The sequence below is a fragment of the Chitinophaga chungangae genome, from assembly GCF_017742215.1.
GTDB classification, from domain to species: Bacteria; Bacteroidota; Bacteroidia; order Chitinophagales; family Chitinophagaceae; genus Chitinophaga; species Chitinophaga chungangae.
Genome location: NZ_JAGHKP010000004.1, coordinates 590,111 through 612,026 on the forward strand (window position 1 = coordinate 590,111; position 21,916 = coordinate 612,026).

The window sequence follows — 21,916 nt, forward strand, 5'->3', positions numbered from 1 at the left end:
GTTCTTACAATGCCGAATTCATCCTGAAATCGGCGCTGTCGCCTTTCTGGATGATATAAATATTCTTGTTCTCGAAATAATCGGGTGTTTCTTCGCCGTCTTTCAAATAAACCGGCTGGAAGTTGAACGTGGTGAACACGCGGTTGCCCGGCTTGTTCATGTCTTTGTTGAAATACAGGCCGTCCTGGCTGAGCAGGTTCACGAAATACCAGGTAAGCTCAAAACCTTTGAACGCCATGTCCGACGGGCGGGCTTTGTAAATTTTCCGGAACTGGTCGGTCACGTATTTGCTGTACACGTCCGTTTTGTCGTTGTAATACGGCGAGGAATAATACATGGTGATGCCGGCGAACTCGGGCTCTTTGAATTTCATGATGTCCCAGGTGGGCATGCCGAACACGTGCATCGGGTAAGTCGCTTTTTGCGGGGCGAGCTTTCGCAGGATGGATTTGGCGCCCACTTCGTCCAGCGCGGTGATGATGAGGATGTTCGGCCGGTCCGTGAGCAGCAGCTGGCTCAGCTGGCCTTCGGTGGTGGCGTCGCTCCATACCAGTTCGCGCACGCGCGCTTTTTTGTCGTAGTTCAGCCTGTCGTAAGCCGCTTTGATATTGGCGGCGATGCCTGCTTCGAAATTGGTGTTCCTGCGGAGGATAACGATGTTTTTATTTGCGAAACCTTTCTGCGCGTAATCGTGCATGGCTTCCACGTGACTGCGGAGCGTGCTGTTGGATATGAGCAGAAAAGGGTTTTCGGTTACGCCGCCATCGTTGGGATAGGTGGCGGACACGAAGTTGATCTCTTTTTGTTTCGCGAAATCGCTGAGCAGCCTGAATTCGGGCGTGCCGACGGCGCCGATGATGAGGTCCGCATTGTCGATCTGGCGGTTGCGCAGTACGGCGGCCACGTCGTTGTTTTTGGCTTTGTTGTCAAACACCTGCACGGTGAGCTTCACGCCATGGCTTTTCAGCGAATCCAGCGCCAGCTGCACGCCTTCATAAAATTCCAGGCCGGGCATCACATAACGCGGCATGGTGCGGCCGGGAATATCGGTGGAAGTGGCAAACACGGAATCCAGGAAAAACGGCGCAAAAACGGCTACGGTGTAATTGTCGCGTTTCACTTCCTTCGCAAAGGCCGGTACGTTGAAGGGCGCGGCTTTAGGCTCGGGCTTTTTTACTTCCGGTTCTTTTTCGGCCGGTTTCGGTTTGCTCAGCTCTGGTGGAGGGCCGTCTGTTTTGGTGACCGTAGGCCTGAAAATGCTACAGGCCTGCATCATTAATATGACCGCAACGGTCATGGCAAGACTGCCGGATGTTCTCGATAGGTTCATATGGTGCCAAAATTGCAAAAATCATTCCACAGGAAAAAGAAATTACGAACTACAAATGAAAAATTTAACTCATTCGTAGTTCGTAATCACCGTTTTATACGAATATTATATTATTATTCCCACTCGATGGTAGCCGGCGGTTTGGAACTGATGTCGTACACCACGCGGTTGATGCCTTTTACTTTATTGATGATGTCGTTGGAAACTTTTGCAAGGAATTCGTAGGGAAGGTGCGCCCAATCTGCCGTCATACCGTCCGTGGATGTTACGGCGCGGAGGGCGACGGTGAACTCGTAGGTCCTTTCGTCTCCCATCACGCCCACGCTCTGCACGGGCAGCAGGATGGTGCCGGCCTGCCAGACCTGGTTGTAAAGGCCTGATTCCTTCAGGTTGTCTATCCACACGGCGTCTGCTTCCTGCAGCATGGTCACTTTTTCGGGGGTGATGTCGCCGAGGATGCGGATGGCCAGGCCGGGGCCGGGGAAGGGATGACGGGCGAGGAAAATGTCGCTGATGCCGATTTCTTTGCCCACGCGGCGCACTTCGTCTTTAAAAAGGAAGCGCAGCGGCTCTACCAGGCCCATCTTCATCTTTTCCGGAAGGCCGCCCACGTTGTGGTGGCTTTTGATGGTGGCCGACGGGCCGTTTACGGACACGGATTCGATCACGTCCGGGTAAATGGTGCCCTGGCCGAGGAAGGCGATATCTTTCAGTTCGGCGGATTCCTGCTGGAATACCTCGATAAAGAGGCGGCCGATGATCTTGCGTTTTTCTTCTGGGTCTTTCACGCCGCTCAGCTGACCGTAAAAAAGGTCTTTGGCATTCACGCCTTTTACGTTGAGGCCCATATGTTTATAAGAATCCAGCACGGTTTCGAACTCGTTCTTGCGCAGCAGGCCGTTGTCTACGAACACGCAATAGAGGTTGCCGCCGATGGCTTTGTGGATCAGCTCCGCCGCTACGGTGGAATCCACGCCGCCGCTGAGGGCCATCACCACTTTTTTGTCGCCTACCTGGGCTTTGATGCGGGAGACGGTTTCCTGCACGAATGCCGCGGGCGTCCATTCCTGGTGGATGCCGCAGATATGTACGAGGAAGTTGCGGAGGATCTGTTTGCCTTCGAGGGAGTGCGTCACTTCCGCGTGGAACTGGATACCGAGCAGCGGGTGTTTCGAGAGGGTATGGCTTTTGAAAGCCGCCACGGGTATGTTTTCCGTATGTGCGATGGGCAGGAAGGCTTCCGGCAGGCGGGTAATCGTGTCCGCATGGCTCATCCATACCTGGCTGGTGAGGGAAATGTCGTAAAAGAGCGGCTCTTCCTTGTCGTTATGCTCGAGGGAAGCGCGGCCATACTCGCGGTGGGCGCTTTTCGCCACGTCGCCGCCGAACACTTTGGCCATCAGCTGCGCGCCGTAACAAACGCCGAGAACGGGAACGCGGTCGCCCATGGCTTTTATGTCCACCACGGGGGCCTGGGGATCGTTCACTGAAAAAGGAGAACCGGAGAGGATGATACCTTTAATACTGTCTTCCCATTGGATGGGCTTGGTACATGGCTGTATTTCACAATAAACGTTCAGTTCCCGTATGCAGCGTGCGATCAGCTGGGTGTATTGGGAGCCGAAATCGAGGATCAATATCTTTTCTGTCATGGTGGTGCAAAGATAAAGGAATTTCGGACTTTGGTTTTTGCTTTCGGCAGATATCCCGCAAATTGGCGGCAGCGTATGGTTTGCGGATTTCTTTGTATTTTCCGGGCCGAAACCTTACCCAAATTGACCTAATTATGAAAACGCAATTAAAATATTTGTTACCTCTCATCGCGTTCGTATCCTTCCTGGCCGCCTGCGACGGCGTTAGCGGAAGCGGCAATCTCACAAAAGAAACCCGTGAAGTGGGCCCGTTCACCCAGCTGGAAGTATCCGGCTCCATAGACGTGTTCGTTTCCCAGGGCAACAGCAGCACCGTAACGCTGGAAGGCGAAGACAATATATTGCCCGAAGTGGAGCTGATAGAGGAAGGCGACAAACTGGAGATCCGTTTTAAAAGACATATGAACATCCGCGCCCACCGCGACGTGAAGGTGTACCTTTCCGCTAAAACATTGGGCGGAGTGGAAGTGTCCGGTTCGGGAGACATCGAACTGACCGGCATTTATAACTTCCCCACGCCGGTGCATATCGGTCTTTCCGGCAGCGGCGACCTGAAAGGCGGCGTGTTCAACGCGCCCGAAGTATCGATAGACCTTGCGGGCAGCGGAGACATCGAGCTGAAAGGCGAAACCCGGGACGTGAGCATCAGCCTGGCCGGCAGCGGCGATTGCGATGCATCCGCTTTGCTGGCCGAAAACGCCGATGTGAACATCGCGGGCAGCGGGAATGTGAACGTGCATGCCAGCGTTGCGCTGAAAACCAATATTATCGGAAGCGGTAATGTATATTATAAGGGAGATCCGAATGTTACAAGCAGCAAGATCGGTTCTGGCGTAGTGAAGAAGAAGGATTAACAAATTCCGGAACTTTCGTATGTTTACAGTTTTTATTGGAATATCCGATACCTGAATATGAGTCAACTACCGAAGATATTAGTGGTATATTTTACCCAGACGGGCCAGCTTAGGAGGATTATAGATCATGTAACGGCCCCGTTGAAGGGCAAAGCAGAGATAGTATTCGAGGAACTGGTGCCGGTTCAGCCCTTTCCTTTTCCCTGGTCGAAGCAGGAATTTTTCGACGCCATGCCCGAAACCGTTCTGGCAAGGCCGCGGCATATTATGCCGCTGAAAGTAGACACTAATGCGGAGTTCGACCTGGTGCTGCTGGCGTACCAGCCATGGTTCCTGAGCCCTTCGCAGCCGGTGGCCGCATTTTTGCAGAGCGAAGAAGGGAGAAGACTGCTGAAAGGCAAACCGGTAGTTACTTTGCTGGGCTGCCGCAATATGTGGATCAACGCCCAGGAAAAGGTGAAACGTTACCTGCAGCAGGCCGGGGCCAACCTGGTGGGGCATATCGCTTTGGCAGACAAAAATCCCAACCTGGTATCGCTCATTACGATCCTGCGCTGGGCCACCAAAGGGAAAAAAGACGCTTTTTTCATCTTCCCGCCGGCAGGTGTGCAGGAAAAAGAGATAACCGGGTCCGTGAAATTCGGCGAGCCGATCCGGGAAGCGCTGGAGCGGAAGGAATATGACACGCTGCATACACAATTACTGGCTTTGGACAGCGTTGAAATAAACCCGGGGCTGATCGTGCTGGAAATGAGAGGGGTAAAGCCTTTCCGCTTCTGGGCCAACTATATCGCCAAAAAAGGCGGCCCCGGCGAAAGCGTCCGGCAGGGCCGCGTAAGCATGTACCGGATGATATTGCTGCTGGCCATCCCGGTACTGACGCCGTTCACCCTGGTGGCTTCGTGGCTGAAACTGCTGCTGGGGCGCAAACAATTGAACAGAGACGTTACCTATTATAAAGGAATACAACTTCGCGAAGGATGATGAGCGCGAAAACTGCGTAGATTTGTATTTGTTACGGGAATGAATATCGACAGCACAGACGTTATTTTACTGCTATCTGCCCGTCCATATCATTTGATTATCCATGCAAAATTCTATATTTACGGCCGCTTAAACTTTTTGAAAAACGCAAGTGTTGCACCCAATAGATAAACTATAACTGACTAATGAAAGAAGTATATATTACGAGGCTCTCCAAGTTTTTGCCGAACGAGCCGGTAGGGAATGATGAAATGGAAAGCATCCTCGGAATGGTAGACGGCAAGCCATCCAGGGCCAGAACCATGATCCTGGGTAATAACAAGATCACGACCCGTTACTATGCACTGGACAAAGAAGGTAAAAGCACGCATACCAACGCTGAAATGACGGCCATCGCCGTAGATCAGCTGTTCGACGAAAAATTTCCCATCAAACGTATGGAGCTGCTGGCCTGCGGCACCACTTCGCCCGACCAGTTATTGCCCAACCATGCCGCCATGGTGCACGGCATCCTGAAATGCCAGCCCGTGGAGCTGATAGCCGCCACTGGCGCCTGTGCGGCCGGCATGCAGGCGTTCAAATACGCTTACATGTCTGTTAAATGCGGCAACACCAGCAACGCGGTAAGCACCGGCTCCGAAAAATTCTCCGCCTGGATGCTCTCCCGGAAATTCGAGCCGGAAACCGAAAACCTGAAATCCCTCGCGGAAAATCCCATCATCGCATTCGAAAAAGACTTCCTCCGCTGGATGCTGTCCGACGGGGCAAGCGCCGCCCTGTTCGAAGACAAACCGAACCCGGACGGCCTCAGCCTGCGCGTGGACTGGGTGGAAATAGCCTCTTACGCCAATAATCTCGAAACCTGCATGTATGCCGGCGCGGTAAAAAACGCGGACGGCTCTACGAAAGGCTGGACCGACATGACGCCCGACGAATGGGGCGCCAACAGCGTGTTCTCCTTCAAGCAGGATACCCGCCTGCTGGGCAAAAACATCGTGCCTTCCGGCGCGCAGATGTGGAAAGACATGGTGGAGAAATACAATATCGACATCGACAAACTCACTTACTTCCTGCCGCACCTTTCATCCGAGTACTTCCGTTTCAGGATAGACGAGGAGATAGCCAGGCTGGGCGTGCACATACCGCAGGAGAAATGGTTCACCAACCTTACCCGCGTGGGCAACGTTGGCACCGCTTCCCCTTACTTCATGCTCGAAGAGCTGCTGAACCAGGGCAAACTGAAAAAAGGGGACACGATCGTGATGATGGTGCCCGAAAGCGCCCGTTTCACCTACGCTTACGCGCATATCACCGTCGTGTAACCAACACGCGCACACGTAATTTTCCATGCAGCAGAGGCCGTTCAAACCGGTTCCTGCTGCATTTCAATAATAAGTCCTTTCTAAAACTGCAAAACATGAAAAAAGAGGAAGTTCCGCAGGATGGAGACAACCTGCATCATGGTACGTTCAAACAGTTGTTCTATGCAGTGGATAACTCCGGCGACTATACGACCGCGCCCAGCGTAGGCTGGGAGCCCGAAAACGTAGCGCTGGACCAGGCCTGGGAAGAAGTGGAGCGCAGAGTGGCTGAAACCCGCGTGAAAGTCGAAGCCGGCGAAGCCAGCCCCATCGCTTATTATATGGAAAGAACGCTGCTCGACCTGCCGCTGCTGGCCGTGAAAGCCGGCAAATTCCAATGGCAGGTGAAAAGACATATGAAACCCGAAGTTTTTAAAAAACTCGGCGGGAGCACGATAGCACGGTATGCGGAGATCTTCGGCATCGCCGCGGAAGTGCTGCAAAAGGGAGAATTGCTGCCATTCCAGCGGCCCCAATAAACAAAGACAATGACACAATTCAGTCACACACAAACCGCCCATTGCGAAAGCGGCGTTATTTCCAACATGTTCCGCCATTACGGTTTGCAGATCAGCGAGCCTATGGCCTTCGGCATCGGCGCGGGCATCTTTTTCGGCCACCTTCCCTTCGTAAAAGTGAACGGCGTGCCGGGCACCACTTACCGCATCTGGCCGGGCGCCATCTTTTCACGCGTGTGCAAACGCCTGGGCGTGAAAATGGAATCGCATCAGTTCGGCAGTCCTGACAAAGCCATGCAGGCGCTCGACGATGTGATCGCAAAGGGTATTCCCGTGGGCATGCAGAGCAGTGTGTATTATCTTCCTTATTTTCCCGCTTCCTACCGTTTCCATTTCAACGCGCACAACCTTGTGGTGTACGGCAAACAGAACGGCGATTATCTCGTTAGCGACCCGATCATGGACACGGTGACCGTCATCGACCATGAAAACCTCGTACAGGCGCGCTTCGCCAAAGGTTTCCCCGCGCCGAAAGGCAAAATGTATTACCCGGTAAGCGTGCCCAAACAGGTCGATTTCCGCGAACCAATCAAAGAAGGCATCAAACAGGCCTGTTATTATATGCTGAAGATCCCCATGCCGATGTTCGGCGTGAAGGGCATCCGTTTTCTCGCCAAAAGAGTAAAGAACTATCCCGCGAAAGTAGGCGACCGCCGCGCGGGGCTTTACCTGGGCAACATCATCCGCATGCAGGAAGAGATCGGCACCGGCGGGGCGGGCTTCCGCTTCATGTACGCCGCCTTTTTGCAGGAAGCGGGCACCCTGCTGAATAATGAGGAATTGAAATCGGTGGGAAAGGAACTGACCGCCGTAGGCGACCTCTGGCGCAACTTCGCGTTTTCCGCGGGCAGGGTATGCAAGGCGCGCTCGGCAGACAATACCTCGTATGGCGACCTTGGCGACATGCTGCTGAAGATCGCCGATGCGGAAGAAAAAGTGTTCCGCCGTTTATCCAAAGTAAAAATCTGACGCAGGATATGAACAGCATAGCCGTGAATGATCTGCACAAAACCTACGCAGGCGCGCTGACGCCCAGCCTGCAGGGATTGTCGTTCTCATTTGCGGAAGGAAAGATCGCGGGGCTGCTGGGGCCGAACGGCGCGGGCAAAACCACGACCATCTCCATCATCTGCGGGTTGGTGAAAGCCAGCGCCGGCACCGTAAAAGTGTTCGGCCTCAACCAGGAAAGCGGCAGCAGGGAACAGATCAAACGCGTGCTGGGCATCGTTCCGCAGCAGATCGCATTGTTCCCGCAGCTGACGGCGCTGGAAAACCTCGTGTATTTCGGCAATCTGTACGGTTTTAAGGGCAAGGCCCTGAAAGATAAAGTGATGGCGCACCTGGAAGCCTTCGGGCTGGAAAATGCCGCCAGTAAAGAAATAGGCAAGTTCTCCGGCGGCATGAAACGGCGCACCAACATCATCGCCGCCATTTTGCACGAACCGAAACTGCTGGTGCTCGACGAGCCTACCGCGGGCGTAGATGTGCAAAGCCGCAGCATGATACTGCAATTCCTGCGCGATTACAACGCCAAAGGCAACAGCGTGCTGTACACTTCGCACCTGCTGGAAGAAGCCCAGCAGATCTGTGAAGACGTGGCCATTATGGACGAAGGCAAACTGGTGGTGCAGGGTAGTCCCGCCGCGCTGGTAAACGCTTTGCCGGACTGCCGCAATCTCGAAGACGTGTTCCTCCATTATACCGGTCATGCCCTGCGGGATTAAAAACAAAAGATGTTAAGGCTCATTGCAACGATACGAAAGGAATGGTTACTGCTGAGGCGCGATAAAGCCGGGCTGGCGCTGCTGTTTGCCATGCCGCTCGTGCTCATCACCGTGATGGCCCTGATACAGGACGCGCCTTTTAAGGATTACCAGGAAGTGAAGTTCGACATCCTGACCGTAGACAACGACCAGGGCCGCCTGGGGCGTTACATCCGCGAAGGGCTGGGCGCCAGCGGGCAGTTCAACGTCATCGATTCCATCGGCAACGAACCGCTTACCGAAACAAGAGCGCAACAACTGATCGCGGAAGGCGAATACAAGATCAGCATCACCATTCCCAAAGGCGCAACCGCGGAGATCGTGAGCAACGCCAACAAGATCGTGAACGATATTTCCAAACGCATGGGCCTGGCTTCGCAGCTGCCGGTAAAGGCCGTGGTGGCGGATTCGCTCGCCGTGCAGCTGTATTTCGACCCCGCCTCCAAAAAAGCGTTCAAAAGCGCGATACAACAGGCATTGGATAATTTCCTGACGCAGGTGCAAACGGACCTGCTGCTGGAAAGGATCCAAATGCAGCTGCGAAGCAGGGACAGCGCCGCCGCGCAGGACACTTTCCCCGCCATCAGGCTGAAAGCCGTGGGGCTGAAGGAAACCGGCGTGGGAGAAGGAAAACAGATAGATGTGATCTCCAATTCCGTACAGCACAACGTGCCGGCCTGGAGCATTTTCGCAATGTTCTTCATCGTAATACCCATCGCGGGCAATATGATCCGCGAGCGGGAAGACGGCAGCCTCGTGCGCATGAAACTGATCCCCGGCAATTACGGCTCCATCCTTTCGGGGAAGCTGCTGTTTTTTGTGGGCATCTGCGTGGTACAGTTTTATTTGATGATGCTGGTGGGCATTTACGTGCTGCCGCTGCTGGGCCTGCCGAGGCTGCAGCTGGGGGTGAACCATGCCGCGGGATTGCTCACCGCCGCCAGCATCGGCGTAACGGCCACGGCGTACGGCATCCTGATCGGTACGCTTTTCAAAACGCCGAACCAGGCGCTAAATTTCGGGGCCATTTCCATCGTGATATTGAGCGCCATCGGCGGCATCTGGATACCGCTGGAAGTAATGCCGGACACGATGCAGCGCATCGGCCGGATGAGCCCGCTCAGCTGGGGGCTGGACGCCATCAACGACATTTACCTGCGCAACGGCAACATCCGTTACGTGCTGCCGGACGTATTGCGGCTGCTGGGATGCGGCGCCGCGATGCTGACGATTGCCGCAGTGGTGGAGCAGCGCAGGGCCGGGTAGAACAAAACATTTTCTAAACAACCTTAAAACAGTTATTTTTACTCTCTTGGATGCGTCCCCGGGCGTAAAACCTACAACAACTATGGAAGCGTTAAAATTGAAACTGAAACAGCAGATCATCGAAGCCCTTAACCTGCAGGACACAAAGCCCGAGGATATCGACGACAATGCGCCGCTGTTTGGCGAAGGGCTGGGCCTCGACAGCATCGATTCACTGGAACTGATGGTGCTGCTGGAAAGGAATTACCAGATCAAAGTGGAAGACCCGCGCGAAGGCCGCAAGATCCTTCAGAGCGTGCAGACCATGGCCGAATTTATTAAAAGCAAACAAGTGGCGTAAGCTGTAAAGAAGAATGTGATGGCTGAACGAGTGTTTATAACCGGTATAGGTATGATCTCCGCTATTGGCAACAACGTGGAGGAAAATTTCCGCAGCCTGCGCGCGCAACAAAGCGGGTTGGGCTTTACCCGGTATATCGACACCATTCACAAAAACATACTGCCCGTCGGGGAAGTGAAACTCAGCACAGACGAGTTGGGCGCGCTCGCCGGTAAGCCCGGTTCCCCCGAATTTACCCGTACCACCCTGCTGGGCCTGCTGGCTATACAGGAAGCCCTGCAATCCGCCGGCATCGCCGATCCCCGTGAAATGCCCGCAGCATTTATCAATGCCTCCACCGTCGGCGGCATGTGCGATACGGAAAAAGTGTATTTCGATATTCTCGACCCGCAGCAGGAAGGCACTTTCCTGCAATACATCGATACGCTCGATTGTGCGGACTGCACCCAGCGCATAGCGGACGAAACGGGCCTCCGCGAATACGTGACCACCATCAGCACGGCCTGTTCCTCTTCCGCCAACGCCCTCATGTACGGCGCCCGGCTGATCCAACAGGGGTTGGTGCAGCGCGCCGTATGCGGCGGCACGGAAGCGCTTACGCGGTTTACCATCAACGGTTTTAATTCCCTCAAGAATACGGACAAACAATTCTGCCGCCCTTTCGACCAGCAGCGCAACGGCCTGAACCTCGGCGAAGGCGCAGCGTACCTCGTGCTGGAAAGCGAATCGCTCGTGAATTCCCGCAAAGCAAGAGTGATGGCGGAGCTTACAGGCTGGTGCAATACCAACGAAGCGTTTCATCCCACGGCGCCTTCCCCCGAAGGAGACGGCGCTTTCGAAGCGATGCGCAAAGCGCTGGCCATGAGCGGCAAAACTACGGCCGATGTACAATACGTGAACGTGCATGGCACCGCCACGCTTAACAACGACGCGTCTGAAGGCAAAGCATTGGAACGGCTGTTTGGTGCCAAAGTGCCGAAATTCAGTTCCACCAAACCTTTCACCGGTCATACCCTGGCGGCGGCAGGCGCCATAGAAGCGATCTATTCCGTGCTGGCGATCAACCGGCAGATGATATTCCCGAATCTTAATTTTTCAGAAAAAATGGAAGAGCTGGGCATTACGCCTGAAACCAAACTGCTGGAAGAGTATCCCGTGCGCAACGTGATCTCCAATTCCTTCGGTTTTGGCGGCAATAATGCTTCGCTGGTGTTCAGCAGATATGAAGGCTAAATGTTACATAAAAGGTTATGCCGCCATCTCCCCGCAGGAGAGCTTTTCTGGCGGATTTGCACCGCACCTGCTTACGCTGGAGGGCAAAAACATGATGCATGTAAAAGAGCCGGACTACAGCGGTTTTATCCCGCCCAACAGCCTGCGGCGTATGAGCCGTGTGCTGAAAATGGGACTGACGGCCGCATTGCAATGCCTGCGTAACAGTAACGCTAAAATCCCCGGCGCCATTATTACCGGTACCGGCCGCGGCAGTTTGCAGGACACGGAGAAATTCCTGCACAACATCCGCGAATATTCCGAAACCGCGCTGAACCCCACGCCCTTTATTCAATCGACCTACAACTCCGTGAACGGCCTGATCGCCCTGCAGCAGCAATGCACCGAATACAACAACACTTTTGTGCACCGCGGTTTTTCGTTCGAGCACGCTGTGCTGGACAGTATGATGCAGCTGGCGGAAGGCAATGCCACGGAAGTGCTCGCCGGCGCTTTCGATGAAATAACCGATGAACATTTTTATATCAAAAGCCGCATCGGTTACTGGAAAAAGGAGCTGACACAACCGGCTGAGCTGCTGGAATCCGCTACCGGCGGATCTATCGCCGGGGAAGGCGCCGCGTTTTTCCTGTTTACTTCGCAGCCCTCGGATATTTGCCTGGAAGGTATTAAAATGTTGTATAAACCTTCGGAAGAAGAAGTGCAGCAGGCTTTGCAGAATTTCCTTTCCTCCCACGACCTCGCCGGCGAAGAGATCGACCTGCTGGTTTCAGGCCGCAATGGCGACGCGCGTTACGCACAGTTTTACGACAACGTGGAACGGCAGATCCCCGACGCCAAAGTTTTCTACTTCAAGCCTTATTGCGGCGAATACGACACGGCCGGCGCTTTCGGTCTGTGGGCGGCCATTAAGGAGATGGAACAATGGCCCGCGAACAACGCGGTGATCTATAATAACTTTTATGGGGAGCAGCATACGTTTATGTTGCTGCGGAAGGTTGTGTAAGAAATTTCGTAATTTTATATAAAATCAGGTATATGGATATTCTTATTGATTTTGATGGAATTAACGATTCTTCAAAGAAAGAGTGGTTGCTGCGTACGCTGAAATTAATGGGAATCGGTTTTCAAACGATCGACCGGCCTCAAACGGTGGAAGAATACAACCAGGAATTAGAAGAAGGTGAAGCAGAAATTCTGCGGGGAAATTACATAACCAATGAGCAATTAAGGAAAGAAGTAGCTAAATGGTAACTGTTTGGACCCCAAAAGCATCCGTTGAATTAAACAAAGCCTTCAAATATATAAACCAGGATTCTCCTGCAAACGCCCGGAAGGTTATTTCAACCATTTTGGATATTGCGGATAAAATAGCTTTACAGCCGGAAATGTTCCCTGTTGATAAATACAAAAAGAATAACGACGGCACCTGGCGGGCATTTGAAAAATATCGTTATAGGATTTCATATCACATAACGAAAGACGTGATTCATATTATCCGGATGCGTCATACCAGCCAATCACCTCTTCATTACTAACCAGATTGGAATTGTGCAAAATTAAGCCCAGGAGTAACCGATAATGCGCCCAACTCAATTCGGTACGCACTGCGTTCCAAATGCCTCTCATATATTTCTCGTGTCGAATCTGGTGTCGAACTCAAGAGTAAGTTGCCTTGCAACAGTTAGTGCAATTTCTCCATTTGTTCCCCATTCCTCCGCATCATCCAATCCCCCAGGAAACCCACGGCTATGGCGGGAAAAAGCAACAATGAACCGCATGAAACAAAAAGTATCAGCAGGCAGAAACCGATCACCTGCTTTTTTGTCGGCTCGTACAGCCGGTTTGGTGTCGATCCGTTTTTTGAGAGTAGCCGCATGATCATGATCGCGTGCAGCAATATCACAATGAAAGTAATTGTTATCATCATAGGTATAGGATATCATTTTCATTTTATCACCCTAAACACCGGGTACCGCATAAACCCCGGTTCGTTCCAGGGAGAATTGCGGTAGACGAAATTCAGCTGGGCAGATGCGCTTTTAACCATAGTGGTGTCTTTCGCGCGTTGTTCTTCCAATAATCTGCGCTGTTCGGGATGTTCTTCCAGGTATTCCGCCGCTGTGTCTTCGAACACGTAAGTGGAATATCCTTCTTTCTGGCCGAGAATGGCGTCAAAAAAGTTCCAGGCGAAAAAGGAATCGCCGCCCGTTGGTTCCAGCGTTTCCACGAGGTAACGGTTGGCGGTTTGGTTCATCGGGATGTAATAATCGCCTTTCAGGAATTTGAGGGTTTGTTTGCTGCTGCTCACTTTCACGCCGTTGTGCAGGTAATGTTTTTCGTACGGGCGCTGCGGCGTTTTGTAATCTTCTATGCGGTACGCTTCCACGGTAACGGTCGTGTCTTGCGTGAAGCGGCGCATTTGCACCTTATTGTTCTGCAGCAGCCCGATCACGGCCCACCATCCCTGCGGGATGATGTAGGCCTCCGGTTTGCTCACGAAATCGCCGGGCAGGAAAGTGTTGAATATTTTGATCTGTTTTTCATAAGGCTTTGAGCGGTCGTAATACAGTCTTGGCAGGCCGGAAACCTCGCTGGTCTTGTATCCCGCGGTGAAACCCCTAAAGGTGTACAGTTCGTGCCGGTTCATGTCGGGCGACCAGCTGAGCGGGAATTTGTCCTGCGTTTTTACGGCGGTTTTTGTTTGTTCTCTCAGCTGGCGGATCTTCGCGCTGTTGTCGCCGGTGAAGCGGATGAAACATTCCATCAGGGCGTAAGTGGCTTCTACGCGCTGTTTGTAAGGTTTCAGCATATGCGTTTCGGGCACGAAGCCGAAGGTATGGAACAGCGTGGTGTAGCCGCTGGAATAACGGGGACCGTCGGAGTACGCCACCCAGCCGCTGTCTGGCGTAGGACCGAAATGATTGACGTAGGGGAGGAGGTCGTAGCCTTTTTCTTTCATGAGCCGGTACAGTTCCGGTTCGAAAGTATCGTGCAGGAAAGCGCCCATCGGGCCGCCCATTTTGCCGTGCTGGGTGGTGAGCAGCGTCATCACATGCTGGTAGTCGGCCCCGTTGCTCACATGGTTGTCGATGAACACGTCCGGGTCGGTAAGGTGATAGATCTGCTGGAAAGCGCGGGCATTGCGCGAATCGGCTTTGATAAAATCGCGGTTGAGGTCCAGGTTCTGGCCGTTGCCGCGGGAGCCGAACTCAGCAGGGCCGTTCTGGTCTACCCGGTAAAACGCGCTCCGGTTCAGCGAGCCGCCGATATTGTACAGCGGGATGGCAGCGAGCACCACGTTGGGGGGAAGTTTCTTTTTACCCTGGAGAATGTCGCGGTACAGCATCATGGTGGCGTCTACGCCGTCCGGTTCGCCGGGATGGATGCCGTTATTGATGAGGATCACGCGTTTATCTTTCTTTTTGAGGCTGGCGAAATTAAAATCCCTGTCCTGGGAAAGGATGACGAGATGAAGGGGATATCCTGCGTCCGTTTGCCCGATTTCGAGCATTTTCAGCTGCGGGAACCGTTTGGCGAGCAATTCCCAGTAAGCGATGCATTCCTGGTAAGTAACGGTCTCTTTTGCGCCGGTACGTTCGTATTTGGTGGTAAGGTCCTGGGCGGAAAGGGAAAAAGTGGCACAAAGCAGGAGCAGGATCACGGGAAGGGCTCTCGTCATTTTGGTTTAAATTGTTGTAAATCAATAAGTTTTATATGCTGGTCAGCGGTTCAGGGTATAAATGTAAGGATTTGGGGCGGGCGTTGCAAGGGAGTGGTCTGTCCGCATATTGTTCTCATTTTGCCGGCCTTTACGGGCCTTTTACCGGCCTAGCCCGGCATCTGGCTGGGCTGTGCCCCGGCTTGTATAGGCCTAGTATCCGTATCTTGCTGGCCGTTAGACGGCCTGTGTTGGCCTCTTACCGGCCTTGTTCCGGCCTGTATTCCCTATCTTGACGGCCTGTATCGGCCTTGAATCGGCCTTGCGCCTCTCTTATCTTACCGGTATTGCTTTAGTAGGGCTTTAGTATGGTAAAAGCGTTCATACCGTAATGGAACGGTAGCGGAACAGTACCGGAAAGCGAAAAGTGACGGGAAATAAAAAAAGCCCTTCCTTTTGCAAGGAAGAGCCGAAAGATATTAAGAACCAGCTGATTAAGCGAGGGTGTTCACCTTTTTGGCGAGCTTGCTCTTCAGGTTGGCTGCTTTGTTTTTGTGGATAACGTTACGTTTAGCCAGTTTGTCGATCATGGAGATCACTTCAGGTAAATTCTCGGAAGCTGCCGCTTTATCGGTCAGTTTCTTCAGGTCCCGTATGGCATTACGGGTGGTTTTACCGTAGTAGCGGTTACGCTCATTACGCTTTCTGCTCTGACGTACGTCTTTTTTCGTTGCTTTATGGTTTGCCATTGTATAAATTTCAAGTTTCGGACGGCAAAGGTAAGTTTTATCTTTTTATAAACAAAAATAAAAAGCAGGTATTTCGGCGCCGGGTGAAATTTCAGGAGGCTCAAAGATAACAATTTATACGCATATCTGCCATGGGGAAACCGGCGGTTAAATCATAAAACAGCTATGCTAAATGCCTGAAAATCCCAAATCTTTATCGATATTTGCAATCCCGATTAACTCAAAATGAGTTATAAAAGCGCAGATTGAGTTATAAGGACAAGAGAATCAAAGATTTTAGCGATCCCTGGGCATTATTTTATTGTTATAGGGAGAGAGAATCAAAGACCAAGCTTAAATTCGTTGTAAATGAAGGACTTTTCGTTTGTCACCAACTCGCACCCGGCGTATATTGAATCGTTGTACCAGCAATACCGCGCAGATGCCTCCTCCGTGGATCCTGAATGGATCAAATTTTTTGAAGGTTTCGATTTTGCGGTAAGCAATGTAAACGGTAAAACGGGAGCTGCGGCTTCCGGCGCCACTTCCGCATTACCGGTGAGCAGCGATCAGCTGGTGAAGGAACTGGGCGTGTTCCGCCTTATCCAGGCGTACCGCAAAAAAGGGCACCTTATCGCCAAAACCAACCCGATCCGCGAACGTAAAGACCGTCAGCCCAATCTCGACCTGAAATTCTTCGGCCTGGCAGACGCGGACCTCAAAACGGAATTTCACGCCGGCCAGGTGATCGGCCTCGGCAAAGCACCCCTCGAAAAGATCGTAAAGCACCTGCAGGACGTATACGCGTCTAAAGTAGGGCTTGAATTTACCTATATCAACGACGCGGCGAAGATCGAATGGCTCCAGAAAGAAATGGAGACCAGCATCCGCCAGCCGCTCAATGTGGAGCAGAAAAAACGCATCCTGACCAAACTGAACCAGGGCGTGATGTTCGAAAAATTCCTCCACACCAAATACATCGGCCAGAAACGTTTCTCCCTCGAAGGCGGCGAAACCACCATTCCCGCGCTGGACGCCATGATCAACACCGCCGCCGAATACGGCGTGCAGGAAGCCGTGATCGGCATGGCGCACCGCGGCCGCCTCAACATACTGGCAAATATTCTCGGTAAAACATACGAACAGATATTCTCCGAGTTCGAAGGCACCGCCATCCCCGATACTACCATGGGCAGCGGCGACGTGAAATATCACCTCGGTTTCCGCGCCAGCATTCAAACGCCGGCCGGTAAAGAAGTGAATGTGCAGCTCACGCCCAACCCTTCGCACCTGGAAGTGGTAGACCCCGTGGTAGTGGGCTTCTCCCGCTCCAAGGCAGACGTAATTTATAACAGCGACTACGACAAGATCCTCCCCATCCTCATCCATGGCGACGCCGCCATTGCAGGCCAGGGCGTGGTGTACGAAGTGGCGCAAATGAGCAAGCTCCGGGGTTATTACACCGGCGGCACCATGCACTTCGTGATCAATAACCAGATCGGGTTTACCACCGACTTTGAAGACGCGCGCTCCGCAGACTACTGCACCAGCGTGGCTTCCATCGTTCAGGCGCCGGTATTCCACGTGAATGGAGACGATGTGGAAGCGACCGTAAAAGTGGCCGAGATCGCCACCCGTTACCGCCAGGAATTCAATTCGGATATTTATATCGACATGGTGTGTTACCGCAAGCACGGGCACAACGAAGGAGACGATCCGAAGTTTACCCAGCCCAAGCTCTACTCCGCCATCGATAAACATCCCAACCCGCGCGAGATCTACTCGCAGCAGCTGATCGCCAACGGCGATGTGGACGCCGCGCTGGCCACCGAAATGGAAAAGGTCTTCTGGGCCGACCTCCAGGCACGGCTCGACGATGTGAAACAGCACCCGCTGCCATACAAATACCAGCAGCCCGACCTTTGGTGGAAAGAACTGCGTAAAAGCACGCCGGAAGATTTCGGCACTTCACCCGCCACGGCTATTTCAAAAGAAAGCCTCGACCAGCTGTTCGCCGCCATCATGGCGATTCCCGAAGGCTTCAAACCGCTGCGTAAAGTGGAGAAGCTGCTGCAGGACAAACAAAAACTGTTCGCCGAACAGGGCCTGCTGGACTGGTCTTCGGGCGAACTGCTCGCTTACGCCAGCATCCTCAAAGAAGGCCGCGACGTGCGCCTCAGCGGGCAGGACGTAAAGAGGGGAACCTTCTCTCACCGCCACGCCGCATTGCGCAACGAAGAGACCGACGAGGAATACAGCCGTCTGAGCAATCTCGGCGGCGACCAGGGTAAATTCAGGATCTACAATTCCCTGCTCAGCGAATTTGCCGTGCTGGGTTTTGAATACGGTTATTCCATCGCCAACCCTTACGCGCTCACCATTTGGGAAGCGCAGTTCGGCGATTTCATGAACGGCGGGCAAACGCTCATCGACCAGTTCATCACTTCCGCCGAAACCAAATGGCAGAAGCAGAGCGGCCTGGTGATGCTGCTGCCGCACGGTTACGAAGGCCAGGGCCCCGAGCACTCCAGTGCCCGCCTGGAAAGGTTCCTGCAGCAGTGTGCGGAGCACAATATTTTTGTGACCAACTGCACCACCGCCGCAAGTTTCTTCCATGCGCTGCGCCGCCAGCTGGCATTGCCTTTCCGCAAACCGATGATCAACTTCTCGCCCAAAGCCAACCTGCGCCATGTACGCAGCTACAGCCCCGCGGCCGATTTCACCGAAGGCGGTTTCCGGGAAGTGCTGGACGATCCGTTCATCACCGATGCGTCGCGCGTGAAAAAAATATTGCTGTGCAGCGGTAAAATGTATTTCGACCTGAGCGAAAAACAGATCAAGGAAGACCGCAAAGACGTGGCCATCATAAGGCTCGAGCAGCTGTACCCGCTGCCGGTAGCGCAGCTGGAAGCCATCCAGCAGAAATACAAAGGCGCCACCTGGTTCTGGGTGCAGGAAGAGCCGCTCAACATGGGCGCCGCCGGTTTCCTGCAGATGAACCTCAAACAGTTCAACTACGGCGTGATCAGCCGCAACCCCAGCGCATCCACCGCTACCGGTTACGCCAAAGTGCACGCGCAGGAACAACAGGAAATCATAGACACGGCTTTTAATATCTAATTTTTAACTATTTACTTTTCAACGGGAGGGTAATACTCATGATAATCGAAATTAAAGTTCCTACGGTAGGAGAATCAGTCACCGAAGTCACCATTTCAAAATGGCTGAAAAAAGACGGGGATTTTGTGCAGCAGGATGAAGTGATCGGTGAAATAGAATCGGAAAAAGCGACATTGGACCTGCCTGCGGAAAAGGCCGGGGTGCTGAAGCTGACAGTTAAGGAAGGCGATACGGTTAAGATCGGCGATGTGGTAGGTACCATCGATACGGACGCCGCCGCCCCGGCAGGCGCCGCGCCCGCAGCTCCCGCACCCGCGAAACCGGAAGCAGCCCCCGCTCCCCAGCCGGAAGCCGCTCCGGCAGCGCCCGCTGTGAACAAAGGCACCATCGATATCAAAGTTCCGACCGTTGGTGAATCCATCACGGAAGTAACCCTCGTTAAATGGCTCAAAAAAGACGGCGAATATGTAGAGCGCGATGAAGTGCTGGCCGAAATGGAATCCGAAAAAGCTTCTTTTGAGCTGCCCGCTGAAGAAGCCGGCGTGCTTAAAACCATCGCAAAAGACGGCGACACGATCCAGATCGGGGAGGTAGCCGGCAAAATAGATACCGCCGCGCCCCGCCCCGCAGGCAAGGCCGCCCCGGCCCAGCAGGCCGCGGCTCCCGCCCCTAAAGCTGCTCCGCAGGCGCAGCAGGCCCCCGTTACTTCCATTCCGAACGATGTGAAAGCAACGCCCGTTGCCGCAGCCGTGATCGCCGATAAAAAAGTAGATCCGGCTTCCATTAAAGGCTCCGGCGCACATGGCAAGATCATGAAAGACGATGTGCTGGCCGCGCTCGAAAATCCCGGCGTTGCCATCGGCCACGACCTGTTCAGCCGCAACGAGCGCCGCGAGAAAATGAGCAATCTCCGCAAAACCGTCAGCCGCAGGCTGGTGGAAGCCAAAAATACAACGGCCATGCTCACCACGTTCAACGAGGTGGACATGACCAACATCATGGCGATCCGCGCCAAATACAAAGAGACCTTCAAAACCGCGCACGGCGTGAATCTCGGCTTCATGAGCTTCTTCACCAAAGCCGTATGTTTCGCATTGCAGGAATTCCCCGCAGTAAACGCTTACATCGACGGGGAAGAACTGGTGTACCACGACTTCTGCGACATTTCCATCGCCGTATCCGCTCCCAAAGGGCTGGTAGTGCCGGTGATCCGCAACGCGGAAAGCCTGGGCATGGCGGACATCGAGAAAAAAGTTGTGGAACTGGCCACCAAAGCGAGAGACAGCAAACTGACGATGGAAGAAATGACCGGCGGTACCTTCACCATCACCAACGGCGGTGTGTTCGGCTCGCTGATGAGCACGCCGATCATCAACATCCCGCAGTCTGCGATCCTCGGCATGCACAAGATACAGGACAGGCCAATGGCCGTCAACGGCCAGGTGGTGATCCGCCCCATGATGTACGTAGCCCTCAGCTACGATCACCGCATCATCGACGGCCGCGAATCCGTAAGTTTCCTGGTGCGCGTGAAAGACATGCTGGAAAACCCCGAGCAGCTGCTGTTCGGCAAAGACCCGGTGAAAGCGCTCCTCAAAGTATAAGCTACCCGTAACGTATATCACAAAAGGCCGTTCCGCTTACACCGGGAACGGCCTTTTGTATTTACATGAGTTTTCCGTCAGGGCTGGCGTGTGAAAACGATCGATTCCCCGCCGTCGCTGGCGACCAGGTCGCCGTTCACCAGTTTGAGGCGGCCACGTTCCTCCAACAGCACAAAATCCCCTTTCGTGGTGTAATGCATCCGCATGGTGCCATTGTTCGTAATCGCATATAACCGGCCGTCTTTCGCTTCGATAGTCACCATCACGTTACGGAACTTGAACTTACCGACGTATTGCTGCAATGCATCTGCCGGCAGGGCTGCGGAAGTAACCGTATCCGGCCTGTAAAAATCTTTTTCCCAGCCGTAAGTAATGGCTATGCTGCGTGTTACTTCATCGATGATGTTGAAGTTATCTGAATTGACCATTACGACAAAACCGTTGCCGTTTTCAAGACTGCCGTAATATACACATCTGAAGCCTTCATTGCCGCCGTTGTGGTTGAAGTACCGTTGCCCGTTGACGATAAACACGCCCAGCGCGGCATTTTTATTGAGATAAGGCGTCAGCCTTGTTTTGGTCATGGCCTGGTTGAGCACTTTGGACGATTTTCCCTGCAAGGCCAGCTGGGTTTCGACGATGTATTTCGACAGGTCGGTAGGGTTCGTCCAGAGGCCGGCGGCGGCCATTTCGGGATAGATGTGGTATTTTCCTTTGATGGGCGTGCCATCGACCCGGTAACCCGTAGCGAGCAGCGGAATTTTATTCGCTGGCGCGGGCTGCGTGTAGAAGCTGCCCGTCATGCCCAGCGGGCCCAGCACTTCTTTTTGCATGTATTGGTCGTAAGGTATCCCCGTTACCGTCGTTTCGATCAGCTGCGTAACGGTGGTGCCGCCGCCGGAGTATTGCATCTTCACGCCGGGCGCGAACAGCGGTTTTACCTCGCGTGTATTGGCCGGCCTTTCGCCACGTAATATCTGTTCCACCGTGGGGAGGGTATCGCCCGGCTCATATCCGGGAAACCCGTGCACGCTCAGCCCCGCGGTATGGCTCAGCAGGTTGGCGATGGTGATCTTCCCCGAATCGGCGGAAGGATGCCAGGTTTTGAGATAAGTATTAATGTCCTCGTTGAGGCTCAGTTTGCCGTCCTGCACCAGTTTCAGAATGCCCACGGCATTCAGCGATTTGCTGATAGACGCGGCCTGGAAAAGGGTTTGCGGGGTAACGGGCACTTTCGATTCTTTGTCTGCATAACCATACCCCTTCGCCCATTCCAATTTATAATCTTTGATAACGCCGATAGTAATGCCGGGCACTTTATGGGCTTTCAGCCGTTCTTCGATGTTCCACCGCACGGGCGGCTCGTTTTCGATGCTCACCCAGCCGGTGAGATTGTTTTCCACCTTGGTGATATTTTCGGCGGGGGATTGGGCGCCCGCGGCAAAAGGCAGGAGCAGCAGAAGGATCAGGGAACGCATAAGGTTTTGGGTTTTAGGTATCAT

General features: G+C 53.4%; 20 protein-coding genes. 14 read left to right on the top strand and 6 right to left on the bottom strand.

Annotated features, from left to right (window positions below; translation table 11 throughout):
* Positions 1–4: 4 nt before the first annotated feature.
* Positions 5–1,330, bottom strand: coding sequence for an ABC transporter substrate-binding protein (locus J7I43_RS21980; protein WP_209148024.1), 1,326 nt, complete (start codon positions 1,328–1,330; stop codon positions 5–7).
* Positions 1,331–1,443: 113 nt separating this feature from the next.
* Positions 1,444–2,982: a glutamine-hydrolyzing GMP synthase gene (gene guaA, locus J7I43_RS21985; RefSeq protein WP_209148025.1), complete on the bottom strand. Its 1,539-nt coding sequence runs from the start codon at positions 2,980–2,982 to the stop codon at positions 1,444–1,446.
* Between the two features lie 134 nt (positions 2,983–3,116).
* Between guaA and J7I43_RS21990 the strand changes: the two genes are divergently transcribed.
* The 12 genes from J7I43_RS21990 to J7I43_RS22045 all read left to right on the top strand — a co-directional run bounded on the left by J7I43_RS21990 (position 3,117) and on the right by J7I43_RS22045 (position 12,839).
* On the top strand, positions 3,117–3,836 hold the full coding sequence (locus tag J7I43_RS21990) for a head GIN domain-containing protein (protein ID WP_209148026.1): 720 nt from the start codon (positions 3,117–3,119) through the stop codon (positions 3,834–3,836).
* A 141-nt stretch (positions 3,837–3,977) separates the two neighbouring features.
* Positions 3,978–4,820 (top strand): hypothetical protein, encoded by an 843-nt coding sequence (locus J7I43_RS21995; protein WP_209148027.1) that lies wholly within the window; start codon positions 3,978–3,980, stop codon positions 4,818–4,820.
* A 185-nt stretch (positions 4,821–5,005) separates the two neighbouring features.
* Complete coding sequence (locus J7I43_RS22000) at positions 5,006–6,142, top strand: beta-ketoacyl-ACP synthase III (RefSeq protein WP_209148028.1); 1,137 nt, start codon at positions 5,006–5,008, stop codon at positions 6,140–6,142.
* Positions 6,143–6,237: 95 nt separating this feature from the next.
* Positions 6,238–6,660, top strand: coding sequence for a hypothetical protein (locus tag J7I43_RS22005; protein WP_209148029.1), 423 nt, complete (start codon positions 6,238–6,240; stop codon positions 6,658–6,660).
* Positions 6,661–6,669: 9 nt separating this feature from the next.
* The gene (locus tag J7I43_RS22010) at positions 6,670–7,668 is read left to right on the top strand and encodes a BtrH N-terminal domain-containing protein (protein ID WP_209148030.1); all 999 of its coding nucleotides are present in this window, start codon (positions 6,670–6,672) and stop codon (positions 7,666–7,668) included.
* A gap of 8 nt (positions 7,669–7,676) precedes the next feature.
* Complete coding sequence (locus J7I43_RS22015; RefSeq protein WP_209148031.1) at positions 7,677–8,423, top strand: ABC transporter ATP-binding protein; 747 nt, start codon at positions 7,677–7,679, stop codon at positions 8,421–8,423.
* Between the two features lie 9 nt (positions 8,424–8,432).
* A complete protein-coding gene (locus J7I43_RS22020; protein WP_209148032.1) occupies positions 8,433–9,728 on the top strand; it encodes an ABC transporter permease in 1,296 nt (431 codons plus the stop codon).
* An 82-nt stretch (positions 9,729–9,810) separates the two neighbouring features.
* Positions 9,811–10,068 (top strand): phosphopantetheine-binding protein, encoded by a 258-nt coding sequence (locus J7I43_RS22025; RefSeq protein ID WP_209148033.1) that lies wholly within the window; start codon positions 9,811–9,813, stop codon positions 10,066–10,068.
* 18 nt (positions 10,069–10,086) lie between these two features.
* Positions 10,087–11,301, top strand: a complete 1,215-nt coding sequence (locus J7I43_RS22030) for a beta-ketoacyl-[acyl-carrier-protein] synthase family protein (RefSeq protein ID WP_262898819.1) — start codon at positions 10,087–10,089, stop codon at positions 11,299–11,301.
* Positions 11,291–12,307, top strand: coding sequence for a beta-ketoacyl synthase chain length factor (locus tag J7I43_RS22035; protein ID WP_209148035.1), 1,017 nt, complete (start codon positions 11,291–11,293; stop codon positions 12,305–12,307). Before J7I43_RS22030 ends, J7I43_RS22035 begins: the two co-directional genes overlap by 11 nt.
* A 32-nt stretch (positions 12,308–12,339) precedes the next feature.
* Positions 12,340–12,555 carry a hypothetical protein gene (locus tag J7I43_RS22040; RefSeq protein ID WP_209148036.1) on the top strand — a complete coding sequence of 72 codons (216 nt, stop codon included), beginning with the start codon at positions 12,340–12,342 and terminating at the stop codon, positions 12,553–12,555.
* Positions 12,549–12,839, top strand: coding sequence for a type II toxin-antitoxin system RelE/ParE family toxin (locus tag J7I43_RS22045; protein ID WP_209148037.1), 291 nt, complete (start codon positions 12,549–12,551; stop codon positions 12,837–12,839). The genes J7I43_RS22040 and J7I43_RS22045 overlap by 7 nt, the downstream gene beginning before the upstream one ends.
* An 87-nt stretch (positions 12,840–12,926) precedes the next feature.
* On the opposite strand, the gene J7I43_RS22050 is transcribed toward J7I43_RS22045, so the two are convergent.
* From J7I43_RS22050 to rpsT, 3 genes are all read right to left on the bottom strand, one after another.
* Positions 12,927–13,253, bottom strand: coding sequence for a hypothetical protein (locus tag J7I43_RS22050; RefSeq protein WP_209148038.1), 327 nt, complete (start codon positions 13,251–13,253; stop codon positions 12,927–12,929).
* Positions 13,250–14,983 (bottom strand): M14 family metallopeptidase, encoded by a 1,734-nt coding sequence (locus J7I43_RS22055; protein ID WP_209148039.1) that lies wholly within the window; start codon positions 14,981–14,983, stop codon positions 13,250–13,252. The genes J7I43_RS22050 and J7I43_RS22055 overlap by 4 nt, the downstream gene beginning before the upstream one ends.
* A 473-nt stretch (positions 14,984–15,456) precedes the next feature.
* Positions 15,457–15,711 carry a 30S ribosomal protein S20 gene (gene rpsT, locus J7I43_RS22060; RefSeq protein ID WP_209148040.1) on the bottom strand — a complete coding sequence of 85 codons (255 nt, stop codon included), beginning with the start codon at positions 15,709–15,711 and terminating at the stop codon, positions 15,457–15,459.
* 348 nt (positions 15,712–16,059) lie between these two features.
* On the opposite strand from rpsT, the gene J7I43_RS22065 reads away from it, so the two are divergent.
* Positions 16,060–18,810 (top strand): 2-oxoglutarate dehydrogenase E1 component, encoded by a 2,751-nt coding sequence (locus J7I43_RS22065; protein ID WP_209148041.1) that lies wholly within the window; start codon positions 16,060–16,062, stop codon positions 18,808–18,810.
* Between the two features lie 38 nt (positions 18,811–18,848).
* On the top strand, positions 18,849–20,414 hold the full coding sequence (gene odhB / locus J7I43_RS22070) for a 2-oxoglutarate dehydrogenase complex dihydrolipoyllysine-residue succinyltransferase (RefSeq protein WP_209148042.1): 1,566 nt from the start codon (positions 18,849–18,851) through the stop codon (positions 20,412–20,414).
* 77 nt (positions 20,415–20,491) lie between these two features.
* Here odhB and J7I43_RS22075 read toward each other — a convergent pair whose 3' ends face one another.
* Entirely contained in the window at positions 20,492–21,892 is a 1,401-nt protein-coding gene (locus tag J7I43_RS22075) for a serine hydrolase domain-containing protein (RefSeq protein ID WP_209148043.1), read from the bottom strand.
* Between the last annotated feature and the right edge of the window lie 24 nt (positions 21,893–21,916).